Source organism: Pseudoclavibacter helvolus (assembly GCF_049707175.1).
In the GTDB taxonomy this organism is placed as follows: Bacteria; Actinomycetota; Actinomycetes; order Actinomycetales; family Microbacteriaceae; genus Pseudoclavibacter; species Pseudoclavibacter helvolus_A.
The window spans coordinates 90,870-103,806 of sequence record NZ_JBNAFM010000002.1; the positions used below are offsets into that span (position 1 = coordinate 90,870).

A 12,937-nucleotide genomic window follows, 5' to 3' on the forward strand; every position below is an offset into this window, starting at 1 on the left:
CACCGACGACGGACCGCTACAGGCGCGCACCGATCGTTGTGAACCGACGATCCGTGCGCGCTTGGAGTGGTTTCGCGTGCAGGCTGACTACAGGACCTCTGGTCGCCTCGAGGCCTTGATCTCGGCGACCAGCTGCTTGACCTTCTGGGCGTTCTTTGCCGTCGTGACCAGCAACGCGTCTGGTGTGTCGACAACGACGATGTCCTTGATGCCAGCGATCGCGACGACTCGGTCGGTGTGGTTCACGATGAGGCCGGAGCCGTCGACGACGACGACGTTGCTCTCGTCGCCGTGCACCGTCACGCCGTTGCCGTTCGTGCTCTTGCGGAGGCGGCTGACGGCGGCGAAGTCGCCCACGTCGTCCCACTGGAAGTAGCCAGGAATGACGGCGAGCTCGCCGCGCGCCGCGGCGGGCTCTGCAACCGTGTAGTCGATGGCGATCTTCTCGAGGTTTGGCCAGATGCGCGCCGTGACCTCCGCCTGCTTGGGGGTCCCCCACGCATCCGCGATCTCGTTGATACCAGCGGCCAGCGTGGGGTTCGACTCCTCGAGCGCTTCCATGAGGCGATCGACGCGCGCGAAGAACATGCCAGCGTTCCAGAGGTACTCGCCAGACGCGAGGTAGCGGCGAGCCGTCGACTCCTTGGGCTTTTCGACGAAGGCGTCGACGCGGCGCGCACTCGGCGCGGCAGGGATGCTCAGCGGCTGCCCTGCGCGGATGTAGCCGAACGCCGTCGACGGCTCGATCGGCTGGATGCCGATCGTCACGATGGCTCCGGCGTCTGCAGCCTCGACCGCCTCGCGCACCGCCGCGGCGAAGCGGTCGGTCGCGCCGATCAGGTGGTCTGCGGCGAAGGATCCGATGATCGCGTCAGGGACGCGACGCTGGAGGATCGCGGCGGCGAGACCGATGGCAGCCGTGGACTCGCGGCCCTCGCTCTCGAGGACGATGTTCTCCTCGGACAGCTCAGGCAGCTGCGCGCGCACCTCCTTGGCGTGCGCCTCGCCCGTCACGACGAGGAGCCGGTTCTCCGCGCACAGGGGCGCGAGCCGGTCCCAGGTCGCCCGGAGCAGGGTCGAGCCGTTGCCGACGACGTCGTGAAGGAATTTCGGGGCCTCCGCCCGCGAGAGGGGCCAAAGCCGTGACCCGACGCCCCCCGCTGGAATCACGCCATAGAACCGATCGATCGCATCTGCCATGCGCAACACCATAGGGGAACACTGTCTCCTGCTGGTTTCGCCGAGTCGCAGCTGCGCAGAACGCGTCGCGAACCTGTCGCCGACAGTTCACCTGAGCGCCACGCCGGAGGCCTAGGTTCGCCCCATGCGCATCGCGGTCGTCACCGAGAGCTTCCTTCCCACTGTCAACGGCGTGACGAACAGCGTGTGCAAGGTGCTCGACCACCTCGCACTGCGAGGGCACGACGCGATCGTCATCACCCCGGCCGCAGGCTCGCCACAGCAGTACCGGGGGTTCCGGGTCGTCGAAGTACCCGCGCTCGACTACCGGCAGTTCCCGGTCGGCCTGCCCTCACCGCGAGTCGACAGGCTCCTCGCTGAGTTCACACCCGACGTCGTGCACGCTGCGAGCCCGCTGTTCCTCGGCTCGCAGGCGATCGCTGCGGCGAAGCGGCGCGGCATCCCGAGCGTCGCCGTCTTTCAGACCGATGTCGCGGGCTACACCAAGCGCAATCGACTCAGCGCCATGGAGGGCTTCGCCTGGTGGTTCATCCGCTGGCTGCACAACAACGCCGACCTCACGCTCGCGCCCTCGAGCGCAGCACTCGGCGACCTGCGGCGGGCGAAGATCACCAACGCGACCCGGTGGGGGCGGGGCGTCGACCTCGAGACGTACCACCCTCGCAACCGGGCAGAGTTGGCCGTGGTGAGCAGCCGCCGACGGCTCGGCGCAGACTCGCGCACGATCGTGGGCTACGTCGGCAGGCTGGCTCCGGAGAAGCAGGTCGAGCGCCTTGCCTCCCTCAAGGGGCTCGACGGCATCCAGCTCGTCGTGGTCGGCGACGGCCCCTCCGAGCCGAGCATCCGAAGGGCGCTGAAGGGCGTGCCGGTGCACTTCGCTGGGCGGCTCGGCGGTCGAGACCTCGCGTTGGCCTACGCGAGCTTCGACGTGTTTGTGCACACGGGCACCGAGGAGACGTTCGGCCAGACCATCCAGGAGGCGCACGCGACCGGTCTGCCCGTCGTCGCGCCATACGCGGGCGGCCCGATCGACCTCATCGACCACGGCATCGACGGGTTCCACTTCGACCCAGATCGCGCCGGCGACCTTGATTTGCGGGCGATGGTCGAGCTGCTCACCGACTCGCCCTCGCTCCGGGCGCGTATGGGAGAGGCCGGCCGACGACGCGTGCTGTCGCGCTCGTGGGCGAGCGTGTGCGACGAGCTGCTCGGCCATTACGCTTCGGTGGTGGCGGATGCGCGACAGCCGACGGCCTCGCCGCTCGCCTGAACGTCCCGGTCCAAGGACGCGGGGCCCGCAGCATCCACCTCAAGGAAGGTAAACCTTCCCAGTTGAGAACCGCGGAAGGCGTAGTCTAGGCGGGTATCAACATGCCCAACGCAGTGTGGTTGGGAGCTGCCGCTCATCTTCACCTCCTCGGCGCAAGAGTCCTGAGCGGAAGAACGCAACGCGACAGAAGGGCAAACCCGTGTCAGCCGTACAGACACCAGCTCCGGCGGGCTCGACAGCCCCGAAGAACACAGCGAAAAAGCCGCGACGCGGCGGCACGCTGTACCGGGGGAACGAGGGCATGTGGTCCTGGGTTCTCCACCGCATCACCGGCGTCTCCATCTTCTTCTTCCTGATCGTGCACGTGCTCGACACCTCGCTCGTGCGGGTCAGCCCAGAGGCCTACAACGCGGCCATCCACACCTACCAGACGCCCATCATGGGCATCGGCGAGGTCGGACTCGTGGCAGCGATCTGCTACCACGCGTTCAACGGCATCCGCATCATCCTCATCGACTTCCTGCCGGGTGGCGCGAAGTACCAGAAGCTCATGTTCTGGATCGTCATCGGCCTCTGCGTCGTCACGATGATCGGCTTCACCCCCCGCCACCTCATCAACGTGTTCAGCCACTAGGAGGGAGCTGCCATGACTATCGAAACCATCGAATACCCGCGTTCAGCAGCTGCCGCCAAGAAGAGCACCAACTGGGAGCGCATCGGCTGGGCCTTCATGCGCGTCTCCGGCGTGCTCCTCGTCATTCTCATCTTCGGCCACCTCTTCACGAACCTCATGGTCGGCCAGGGCGTCGCAGCCATCGACTTCGCGTTCGTTGCCGGCAAGATGGCCGACCCGTTCTGGGTCGTCTGGGACACGCTCATGCTTGTCCTCGCCTTCATCCACGGCGGCAACGGCATGCGCACGATCATCAACGACTACGTGTCCAAGGCCTCGACGCGACGCGCCCTGCAGGTCACGCTCTTCACCGTCACCACGGTGCTGATCGTCCTCGGCCTCCTCGTGATCTACACGTTCGACCCGTGCCCCGCCAACGGCGCAGCCGAGAACCTGCCGAGCTTCTGCCCGGCCTAGCCGAAGCGTTCGGCCGCACGACCTCACCCACCTGAGAAAGAAGAACCGCAGACATATGGCAGAGAAGCTCGCTCCGACGCGGACCGTCGACGGCGTCCACTACCACCAGCACGAGATCGTCATCGTCGGCGCTGGCGGCGCCGGGATGCGCGCGGCCATCGAGGCCGCCCAGGGCGCGGACACCGCTGTGGTCACGAAGCTCTACCCGACGCGTTCGCACACCGGAGCGGCCCAGGGCGGCATGGCAGCGGCACTCGCGAACGTCGAGGACGACAACTGGGAGTGGCACACCTACGACACCGTCAAGGGCGGCGACTACATCGTCGACCAGGACTCAGCTGAGATCCTCGCCAAGGAAGCCATCGAGGCTGTCATCGACCTCGAGAACATGGGCCTCCCCTTCAACCGCACGCCCGAGGGCAAGATCGACCAGCGTCGCTTCGGCGGACACACGCGCGACCACGGCAAGGCGCCCGTCCGCCGTGCCTGCTACGCCGCGGACCGCACAGGTCACATGATCCTCCAGACGCTGTACCAGAACTGCGTCAAGCACAACGTCAAGTTCTTCAACGAGTTCTACGCGCTCGACATCGTCATGACCGAGGTCGACGGCAAGGAGCGTCCCGCCGCGATCGTCGCACTCGAGCTGAAGACCGGCGAGCTGCACGTCTTCCAGGGCAAGGCCTTCATCTTCGCCACCGGCGGCTTCGGCAAGGTCTTCAAGACCACGTCGAACGCGCACACGCTCACCGGTGACGGCATGGGCATCGTCTGGCGTCGCGGTCTTCCCCTCGAAGACATGGAGTTCTACCAGTTCCATCCCACCGGCCTCGCAGGCCTCGGCATTCTCCTCACCGAGGGTGCCCGCGGTGAGGGCGCAATCCTCCGCAACGCCTCCGGCGAGCGCTTCATGGAGCGCTACGCGCCGACCATCAAGGACCTCGCACCCCGCGACATCGTCGCCCGCTCGATGGTGCAGGAAGTCCTCGACGGCCGCGGCGCAGGCCCGCACAAGGACTACGTCTACCTCGACTGCACCCACCTCGGTGCCGAGGTCCTCGAGACCAAGCTGCCAGACATCACGGAGTTCGCTCGCACCTACCTCGGTGTCGACCCCGTCACCGAGCCCGTGCCCGTCTACCCGACAGCGCACTACGCGATGGGCGGCATCCCCACGAACAACGCCGGCGAGGTGCTCTCCGACAACGAGACCGTCATCCCCGGGCTCTACGCGGCCGGCGAATGCGCCTGCGTCTCCGTGCACGGATCGAACCGCCTCGGCACCAACTCGCTCCTCGACATCAACGTCTTCGGCAAGCGCAGCGGCCGCAACGCCGTCGAGTACGTCAAGACCGCAGAGTTCGCACCCCTGCCAGACGACGCAGCCTCCTTCGTCAAGGGCATGGTCGACGACCTCCAGGCATCCACCGGAACCGAGTCAGTTGCCGGCCTGCGCCGCGAGCTGCAGGAGACGATGGACAAGAACGCCCAGGTCTTCCGCACGTCGGAGACGCTGACCGAGGCGACCAAGGTCATCCACTCGCTGCGCGAGCGCTACACGCAGATCGCGGTGTTCGACAAGGGCAAGCGGTACAACACGGAGCTCCTCGAGGGCATCGAGCTCGGCTTCCTGCTCGACCTCGCCGAGGTGCTCGTGTACTGCGCGCTCAACCGCGAGGAGAGCCGCGGCGGCCACATGCGCGACGACTTCCCGAAGCGCGACGACGTCAACTGGATGCACCACACCATGGCGTACCTCACCGGCGACCGGAAGTCACCCGACCCCGCCGACCACATCCGTCTCGACAAGAAGCCCGTGCGCGTGACGCGCTACGAGCCGACCGAGCGCAAGTACTAGGAAGGGCTTCACAGAATGACTGCAGCAACGACTGAAGCACCCGAGGCGCCCATCGAGGCTCCCAAGCCGTTCACGGTGACGCTCAATGTGCGCCGGTACAGCCCAGAGACCGACACGGAGCCGTACTGGCAGGCGTTCGACGTCGAGATGTACCCAACCGACCGCATCCTCGACGCTCTGCACCGCATCAAGTGGGACCAGGACGGCTCGCTCGCGTTCCGCCGCTCCTGCGCCCACGGCATCTGCGGTTCCGACGCGATGCGCATCAACGGCCGCAACCGCCTCGCCTGCAAGACGCTGGTCAAGGACCTCGACATCTCGAAGCCCATCTACGTCGAGGCCATCAAGGGACTCCCCCTCGAGAAGGACCTCATCGTCGACATGGAGCCGTTCTTCGAGGCGTACCGCGAAGTCCAGCCGTTCCTCAAGGCGCAGGCCGAGCCCGAGAAGGGCAAGGAGCGCCTCCAGACGATCGCAGACCGCGAGCGCTTCGACGACACCACCAAGTGCATCCTCTGCGCTGCGTGCACCACGTCGTGCCCCGTGTTCTGGACCGACGGGCAGTACTTCGGGCCTGCCGCGATCGTGAACGCGCACCGCTTCATCTTCGACTCCCGCGACGAGGACGCGAAGGTGCGTCTCGACATCCTCAACGACCGCGAGGGCGTGTGGCGCTGCCGCACCACCTTCAACTGCACCGAGGCGTGCCCCCGTGGCATCCAGGTCACGAAGGCGATCGCCGAAGTGAAGCAGGCCATGCTCAAGGGCCGCGTCTAGCGCGAGCGACTGCGAGAAAGAGGGAGCAACCGAATTCGGTTGCTCCCTCTTCGCATTCCAGGCCCGGGGTGCGAGCCCGACGTGACGGCCGCGCGCGTGCCCTCCCCCGCCAGCCCGCTCACCGCGCCTAGCCTGCGTCTATGACCACCCCCGGTTCAGCCCATGAGACCAGTGTCGTGAAGGCACAGACCGCACCGGATGCGCGAGACCCTCGGAAACCGGAGGGACTGAAGCCGGTGCTCGGCCCGGCCTGGCGCTACATCCTCATGCGCGCCATCCGCGAGTTCCTGCGCGACAAGAGCACGGTGCTGGCAGCAGCCCTCACCTTCTACATGCTCCTGGGCACGTTCCCCGCACTGCTCGCGCTGATGTCGGTCATCGGGCTCTTCGGGCTCACGGAAGAGGCCGTGGCGTTCATCGACGAGATGTCCGCCTACCTGACCGATCCGACCTTCGCAGAGACACTGCGCAGCACCGTGGAGCAGCTCGGCGAGTCCAGCGGTGCGGGAACGGCGTTCCTCGTTGGTCTGCTCGGCGCACTGTGGTCAGCCTCTGGCTACGTCAACTGCTTCTCGCACGCCATGAACACGGTGTACGAGATCGACGAGGGGCGCCCCTTCTGGAAGCTGCGCCCGATCATGATGCTGTGGACGATCGTGTTGCTCGTGCTGATGCTCCTGATCTTCGCGATCCTCGCACTGTCGGGACCAGTTGCCGCGGCAGTCGGCGGCATCATCGGGCTCGGCGATGCGTCGCTCGCGGTCTGGAGCTTCGCCAGATGGCCGATCGTGTTGGCCGTCGTCATCGTGATGATCGCCGTCCTGTTCTACGGCACCCCCAACGTGCGGCTGCCGAAGTTCAAGTGGATGACGCTCGGCGCCTTCATCGCTCTGTTCGTGACCGTGATCGCCAGCGGCGGGTTCTTCTTCTACGTGGCCAACTTCAGCAGCTACGAGCGGCTGTACGGCAGCGTCGCGGGTGTCATCATCGGCCTCCTCTGGCTGTGGATCGTGAACCTCGCGCTGCTGTTCGGTGCACAGTGCGACGCCGAGATCGAGCGCGTCCGCGAGCTGCGCGGGGGCATCGAAGCTGAGCAGAGCATCCAGTTGCCGCCCCGCGACACGAAGGCGAGCGCGAAGCGCCTCGAGCAGATCGAGAAGGACGTCGAGAAGGGGCGCGAGCTGAGGAACGGCGCTCCTGAAGGACACATCGACCACTCCGAGTGACGCCACGGGCGTAGCGGCGCGGTAGCGCATCGATCTGGCCGCCACGTCAACATGACTGCGAGGCAGCTGCACGCAGGCGCGCGGCGGGCAACGACCTAGACTCGAGGGGTGCCCATTACTCGCACGCTCATCGACACCGCCGCCCGGTGGCCCGACCGCACCGCGCTTGCCGGTGACGGCGAGTGTCGCAGCTATCGCGAGCTGATCCGTGAGTGCGCGGCCGTGCGAGCGGGAGTCGAGTCGCTCCTCGAGTCTCCGCAGCCCAAGGCGACCGGCGCCTCCGCGACGGAGACGGGCGGCGTGCCGATCATCGCGGTCTCGCTGTCCCGGGCGTTCGACGGGGCTCGCCTCCTCACCGGCGTCATCAGCTTCCGCGGGGTCGCAGCCGTGCTCGATCCGCTCTGGCCCCTGGAGCACCGTCTGGAGATCCTCCGTCGAGTTGAGCCCGCGCTCGTCATCACCGACGACCGCGAGTTCGAAGCGCAACTGGCGGCAGACTCCTGGGGTGGCGTGGTGGTGTCGCTCGAGCAGTTCGACGCAGTCGCGAGCGCCGCGCTTGCCGAAGCGGGCGACGGCGCCAGCGGACCGGAGCTGCGCCCGCGCGACGAGCCCTTCCTGCTGCTCTTCACCTCCGGCACCACCGATCTTCCGAAGGGCTTCCTGCGCACTCGCGGCAGCTGGGACCACAACGTCGAGATCAGCCGACGATACCTGGGTGTCGCCGACGGACGGTCGACGATCGCGCCCGGCCCCCTCTCGTACAGCCTCACCCTCTACGCCCTCGTCGAGGTGCTCGCGACGGGCGGGTCGCTGTACCTGCAGAGCGGCTTCGACGCGCGGGCTGCGGCGCGCACCATCGCGAGCGAACGCATCGAGCGGCTCGTCGGGGTGCCGGCGATGCTCCTCGCGATCGTGCAGGCCTCGCACCGAGAGCAGCTTCGGCTCGACTCGCTCGTCGAGGTCGTCACGGGCGGTGCCAACCAGCCGGAGCACATCCGCCGCAGCTTCGAGGAAGCCGTGCCGACCGCGCACCTGCGCAGCTACTACGGGGCTTCGGAGATCGGCTTCATCGGCTACAGCGATGAGGGCGACGGCACGAGTTTGACTCCGTTTGGCGGCGTCGAGGTGAGTGTGCGCGACGAGTCGGGGGCTGAGGTGCCCGAGGGAGCGACGGGCACGCTCCACATCCGCGTCGGCTCGGCGGTCGAGCGCTACCTCGCGGCGACCAGCGCCGATCGCATCACCGATTCCGAGGGTTGGGCGAGCGTCAACGACCTCGCGGCCTTCTCGGGTGGCCGGCTGCAGCTGCTTGGCCGGGCAGGCGACGTTGCCGTCTCCGGCGGACACAAGGTCTCGCTTCCACAGGTCGAGCGCACGCTCGCGTCGCTGCCAGGGTGCGAGCAGAGCTGCGCGGTCGCGGTGCCCGACAGCAAGCTCGGCGCGATCATCGCGGTCGTCGTCGAGGGTGAGACAAACGCGCTGCCGGACAAGGGCGAGATGCTCGGCCACCTGCGCGCGCGGCTCGCTCCGCAGTTCGTGCCGCACCGGCTCTACCGTGCCGCGTCGCTGCCCAGAACTGCCGGCGGCAAGATCCGTCGCGCGGCGGTCCTCGACCTCGTCACCACAGGCGCGGCGGAGCGCTTGTGACGCGCGCAGTCGTCACCGCCGTTGGTGCCGTCACCCCGAACGGACTGGACGTCGCGAGCACCTGGTCGTCGCTCCTCCGCGGCGAGAGCGGCATCCGCCTCATCAAGACTGTGGACGTCGCGGACCTCGCTGTTCGAGTCGCCGGCGAAGTCCGCGGCTTCGAGGCGTCGGCGTCACTCCCGAGACGAGACATCTCGCGGCTCGATCGACACGCGCACTTCGCCGTCGCGGCCGCCGACGAGGCGCTGCGCTCGACGGGCATCACCGCCGGATCCCTGCCCTTCGATGCGACGAGATTCGCCGTCACCATCGCGACGGGTTCAGGCCCGGTCTCACTCACCCAGGATGCCGCGCGCATCCTCGACGCCTCCGGCCCCCGCAGGGTCCCGCCCGGGGTCGTCGTCTACGGCGGTCCGGATGCGGCAGCCGCGTACCTCAGCGAGCGCTACGGCGCACGCGGTGCCAGCGCGGGCCTGTCTGCGACGTGCGCGAGCGGCACCGTCGCGCTCGGCGAGGCGATGCGCACGATCCGGCACGGCTACGCGGACGCCGTGCTCGTCGTCGCCGCAGACGACTGCCTCAACCGCGTCAACCTCGGCGTCAACGCGAGCCTCGGTGCCCTCGCACTCGGGCACGACGACGCGCCTACGACCGCCAGCAGGCCCTTCGACCGAGGACGGCACGGCTTTGTGATGTCGGCCGGAGCCGCGGCGCTGCTCGTCGAATCGGAGGTGAGCGCGCTCGCACGCGGGGCCGACATCCTGGGCGAGATTGCAGGCTACGGCGTGACCTCAGATGCCTACCACCCGACGTCCCCGAGGCCCGACGGGAGCGGCGCGCTCGCCGCGATGCGCGCATCCCTCCACGACGCACGCCTCGACCCAAACGAGCTCGACCACGTCAACGCGCACGGCACGAGCACGCCGCTGAACGACGCGATGGAGGCGGCCGCACTCCGGGCACTGCTCGGGTCACGGCTCGGCGACGTGCCGGTGACCGCGAACAAGTCAGCCACGGGGCACCTGCTCGGCGCCGCCGGTGCGCTCGAGGCCGTCATCTCGCTGCTCACCATGCGCGACGCGGTGATACCGCCAACACTCAACCTCGACGACCCCGAGTTCCCGGAGCTCGACGTCGTGGCCGGCGAGGCCCGGCCCGCGCGCATCCGCACCGTGCTCTCGAACTCCTTTGGCTTCGGCGGGCACAACGCCTCGCTGCTGCTCCGCGCGTATGCGGCCTGATCTCCCCCGCCGAGCCCTCCCCCGCCGAGCCCAGGCCCCGCGGATCCGCGCACCAAGCCGATCGTTGCCCGGCGTTTCGCCCTCTGAGCGCTCGCTCAGAGGGCGACGCGCCGGGCAGCGATGAACAGGCGCAGGCCGTTTGGCCTAGAACGCGGGCGGCACGTCCAGCGATTCGAGCGTCTCGCGCACCTTGTCGCTCGTGAACGCCTCCTCCAGCGCCGCGATCTCAGGCGTGCCGAGCTTGTCCTCGCGGGTCACGAGCGTGACCGCGAACTGCGGGTCCTGCTCGACGGCGAGGCCGTTCTCGACCGGCGTCAGCCCGAGCTGCCGCGCGAACGACGGCAGGTTGAAGACCGCGTCAGCCTCCTCGTAGGCGGTGTTGAGCTGCAGCAGGTCGACCTGCGTGATCGTCAGATCGCGCGGGTTCTCCGTGATGTCGGCGACCTTCGCCGTGAACCGCTCCGCCCCGCCGGCCAGGGTGATGAGGCCCTCGTCGGCGAGCATCTGCAGGGCTCGACCTGCGTTGGCGCTGTCGTTGGGGATGACGACGCTGCCACCCTGGGGGAGCTCATCGAGCGACGACAGGTTCTTGGAATAGAACGCCACAACCGTCGAGTAGATCGGCGTGACGCCCGCGAGCGACGCGTCGTTCTTGGCGTTGAACTCTTCCATGAAGGGCACGAACTGCACGAAGTTCGCATCAATCTCGCCGTTCTCGACGAGCACGTTTGGCTGCACGTAGTCCGAGACGGGCACGAGCTCGATCTCGTAGCCGTCGCCGATGGCTTCAGCCGCCGCCTGCACGACATCCGTCATCGGGGTCACGGTGGCTGCCACCTTGATCGTGACCACGTCGCCACCGCCGCCCGCCGCGCCGGCCGACGGGGCGCATCCGGCCGTGAGGAAGGCGAGGGACCCGACGGCCAGTGCCGCCCCGATCGTGCGCAGTCGAAGTGTCATAGCTGGTGGTTCCTTTTCGCGTCGTGCATGGGGGTGGATGAGGGTGCGCTGGATGCGGCTCAGCGACGGTCGATCGCGACCGAGAGGCGGTGACCGCCGGTCTGCAGGAGCTGCACACAGACGATGACAATCACGATGGTCGTGTACATGAGGGGGTAGTCGTACTCCTGGTAGCCGTAGCGGAGGGCGAAGTCGCCGAGGCCCCCGCCGCCGACGACGCCGAGCACGGTCGAGTACGAGAGCAGGCTGATCGCTGCGGACGTGAGCGCATAGACGAGGCCGCTGCGCGCCTCCACGAAGAGGAACCGGGTCACGGTCTGCCTCGTGTCTGCACCCATCGACCGCGCCGCGTGCAGCACACCGGACGGCACCTCGAGCAGGATCTGCTCGACGAGCCGCGCATAGATCGCGACGCCGACGAAGCACAGCGGGAAGGTCGCGGCCTGGGTGCCGAACGTGGTGCCGAAGACGAGGCGGGTGAGCGGGATGAGGAAGACCACGAAGAGCAGAAACGGGAACGACCGCACGATGGTGACGTAGAGGTTCGCGATTCGCCACAGCGTGCGATGCTCGCGCACCCCTCCGGGCCGCGTCAGGAAGATGAGCACGCCCAGCGGAAGCCCGAGGAGGACGGCGGCGGCGAGCGAGAACACGAGCATGTAGCCGGTCTCACCAAGCGCGCGCCAAATCGCGTCGGCGTTGGCCGTCAGCGAGGAGACGATGCTGTCGATGAGCTCCATCACGACCCGAGCACCCGCTTGGCGTGGTCGACGTACGAGCCGCGGTCGTCGCGCGCGCTGTGCTCGACGGCGACGATGTCCTGAAGCCGTCCCTTGTCGAGGATCGCGGCGCGGTCGCAGATCGCCTTGACCGCAGCGAGCTCGTGCGTCACGAGCGCGATGGTCGTACCGAAGTCGTCGCGTGTGGATGCGAGGAGGCGGAGGATGTCGCTGGTGGTCCGTTCGTCGAGCGCAGACGTCGGTTCGTCGCAGAGCAGCAGGGGTGGCCTGGTCACGAGTGCGCGCGCGATGGCGACTCGCTGTTTCTGGCCACCAGAGAGCTGTGCCGGATAGTCGTCGCCTCGATCGGAGAGTCCCACGTAGTCGAGGAGCTCGCCCACGAAGGCCGGGTCTCGGCGCCGCTGGAGGCGAAGCGGCAGCTCGATGTTCTGTCGGGCCGTGCGGTTCGCCAGCAGGTTGAAGCTCTGGAAGACCATGCCGATCCGGCGCCGTAGCGCGCGACGCTCGCGTTCGCGCATCCTCGCCGGGTCGGTGCCCTCGATGAGCACCCGCCCCTGGGTTGGCTGCTCGTCGGCATCGAGCAGGCGAAGCAGGGTCGACTTCCCCGCGCCAGACTCCCCCACGATGCCGATGATCTCGCCTCGACGGAGCTCGAGATCGATGCCGTCGAGCGCTGGCGTACCCGCCCCGTACCGCACCGTGACGCGTTCGAGCACCGCCACGGGGTCTGGGTCAGGCATGCACACTCCATCGTTTCTGGATTCCGTACAACTATACGCCTCTGCCTCCGACCTCAGCAGGGATGACTTCACACGACGACCCGGGGAGCGACCCACGCACCCGGAGCATGCAGAAGCGGGGTGCATCCGGAACGCTCCGGATGCACCCCGCTCGGGATCTGCCTGGCCGACGGCGAACCGCGCGGCCT

Annotated in this window: 12 protein-coding genes; 8 read left to right on the forward strand and 4 right to left on the reverse strand. The window is 67.9% G+C overall.

Annotated features, from left to right (window positions below):
- Positions 1 to 87 precede the first annotated feature (87 nt).
- Positions 88 to 1,200: a mannose-1-phosphate guanylyltransferase gene (locus tag ACPYN9_RS02085; protein ID WP_424463486.1), complete on the reverse strand. Its 1,113-nt coding sequence runs from the start codon at positions 1,198 to 1,200 to the stop codon at positions 88 to 90.
- Positions 1,201 to 1,324: 124 nt separating this feature from the next.
- Between ACPYN9_RS02085 and ACPYN9_RS02090 the strand changes: the two genes are divergently transcribed.
- The 8 genes from ACPYN9_RS02090 to ACPYN9_RS02125 all read left to right on the forward strand — a co-directional run bounded on the left by ACPYN9_RS02090 (position 1,325) and on the right by ACPYN9_RS02125 (position 10,309).
- Complete coding sequence (locus tag ACPYN9_RS02090; protein WP_424463488.1) at positions 1,325 to 2,470, forward strand: glycosyltransferase family 4 protein; 1,146 nt, start codon at positions 1,325 to 1,327, stop codon at positions 2,468 to 2,470.
- Between the two features lie 301 nt (positions 2,471 to 2,771).
- Complete coding sequence (gene sdhC, locus ACPYN9_RS02095; protein ID WP_104252310.1) at positions 2,772 to 3,104, forward strand: succinate dehydrogenase, cytochrome b556 subunit; 333 nt, start codon at positions 2,772 to 2,774, stop codon at positions 3,102 to 3,104.
- A 12-nt stretch (positions 3,105 to 3,116) separates the two neighbouring features.
- Entirely contained in the window at positions 3,117 to 3,560 is a 444-nt protein-coding gene (locus tag ACPYN9_RS02100) for a succinate dehydrogenase hydrophobic membrane anchor subunit (protein WP_424463490.1), read from the forward strand.
- 55 nt (positions 3,561 to 3,615) lie between these two features.
- Positions 3,616 to 5,418 (forward strand): succinate dehydrogenase flavoprotein subunit, encoded by a 1,803-nt coding sequence (gene sdhA, locus ACPYN9_RS02105; RefSeq protein ID WP_424463492.1) that lies wholly within the window; start codon positions 3,616 to 3,618, stop codon positions 5,416 to 5,418.
- Between the two features lie 15 nt (positions 5,419 to 5,433).
- A complete protein-coding gene (locus tag ACPYN9_RS02110) occupies positions 5,434 to 6,195 on the forward strand; it encodes a succinate dehydrogenase iron-sulfur subunit (RefSeq protein WP_424463493.1) in 762 nt (253 codons plus the stop codon).
- A gap of 140 nt (positions 6,196 to 6,335) precedes the next feature.
- Positions 6,336 to 7,421, forward strand: a complete 1,086-nt coding sequence (locus ACPYN9_RS02115; RefSeq protein ID WP_424463495.1) for a YihY/virulence factor BrkB family protein — start codon at positions 6,336 to 6,338, stop codon at positions 7,419 to 7,421.
- 108 nt (positions 7,422 to 7,529) lie between these two features.
- Positions 7,530 to 9,068 carry a class I adenylate-forming enzyme family protein gene (locus tag ACPYN9_RS02120; protein ID WP_424463497.1) on the forward strand — a complete coding sequence of 513 codons (1,539 nt, stop codon included), beginning with the start codon at positions 7,530 to 7,532 and terminating at the stop codon, positions 9,066 to 9,068.
- Positions 9,065 to 10,309, forward strand: coding sequence for a beta-ketoacyl-[acyl-carrier-protein] synthase family protein (locus ACPYN9_RS02125; RefSeq protein ID WP_424463499.1), 1,245 nt, complete (start codon positions 9,065 to 9,067; stop codon positions 10,307 to 10,309). Before ACPYN9_RS02120 ends, ACPYN9_RS02125 begins: the two co-directional genes overlap by 4 nt.
- A gap of 144 nt (positions 10,310 to 10,453) precedes the next feature.
- On the opposite strand, the gene ACPYN9_RS02130 is transcribed toward ACPYN9_RS02125, so the two are convergent.
- From ACPYN9_RS02130 to ACPYN9_RS02140, 3 genes are read right to left on the reverse strand one after another with little or no spacing between them, the layout of a single operon-like run.
- Positions 10,454 to 11,269, reverse strand: coding sequence for a MetQ/NlpA family ABC transporter substrate-binding protein (locus ACPYN9_RS02130; RefSeq protein ID WP_424463501.1), 816 nt, complete (start codon positions 11,267 to 11,269; stop codon positions 10,454 to 10,456).
- 59 nt (positions 11,270 to 11,328) lie between these two features.
- Positions 11,329 to 12,009 (reverse strand): methionine ABC transporter permease, encoded by a 681-nt coding sequence (locus ACPYN9_RS02135; RefSeq protein ID WP_424463735.1) that lies wholly within the window; start codon positions 12,007 to 12,009, stop codon positions 11,329 to 11,331.
- Positions 12,009 to 12,749: a methionine ABC transporter ATP-binding protein gene (locus ACPYN9_RS02140; protein ID WP_424463502.1), complete on the reverse strand. Its 741-nt coding sequence runs from the start codon at positions 12,747 to 12,749 to the stop codon at positions 12,009 to 12,011. Before ACPYN9_RS02140 ends, ACPYN9_RS02135 begins: the two co-directional genes overlap by 1 nt.
- Between the last annotated feature and the right edge of the window lie 188 nt (positions 12,750 to 12,937).

Excerpts from the sequence above, each read along its gene's own strand:
- ACPYN9_RS02115 (WP_424463495.1), top strand. The coding sequence starts at position 6,336 with ATGACCACCCCCGGTTCAGCCCATGAGACCAGTGTCGTGAAGGCACAG.
- ACPYN9_RS02090 (WP_424463488.1), top strand. The coding sequence starts at position 1,325 with ATGCGCATCGCGGTCGTCACCGAGAGCTTCCTTCCCACTGTCAACGGC.
- sdhA (WP_424463492.1), top strand. The coding sequence starts at position 3,616 with ATGGCAGAGAAGCTCGCTCCGACGCGGACCGTCGACGGCGTCCACTAC.
- sdhC (WP_104252310.1), top strand. The coding sequence starts at position 2,772 with ATGTGGTCCTGGGTTCTCCACCGCATCACCGGCGTCTCCATCTTCTTC.
- ACPYN9_RS02130 (WP_424463501.1), bottom strand. The coding sequence starts at position 11,269 with ATGACACTTCGACTGCGCACGATCGGGGCGGCACTGGCCGTCGGGTCC.
- ACPYN9_RS02100 (WP_424463490.1), top strand. The coding sequence starts at position 3,117 with ATGACTATCGAAACCATCGAATACCCGCGTTCAGCAGCTGCCGCCAAG.
- ACPYN9_RS02135 (WP_424463735.1), bottom strand. The coding sequence starts at position 12,009 with ATGGAGCTCATCGACAGCATCGTCTCCTCGCTGACGGCCAACGCCGAC.
- ACPYN9_RS02140 (WP_424463502.1), bottom strand. The coding sequence starts at position 12,749 with ATGCCTGACCCAGACCCCGTGGCGGTGCTCGAACGCGTCACGGTGCGG.
- ACPYN9_RS02110 (WP_424463493.1), top strand. The coding sequence starts at position 5,434 with ATGACTGCAGCAACGACTGAAGCACCCGAGGCGCCCATCGAGGCTCCC.
- ACPYN9_RS02085 (WP_424463486.1), bottom strand. The coding sequence starts at position 1,200 with ATGGCAGATGCGATCGATCGGTTCTATGGCGTGATTCCAGCGGGGGGC.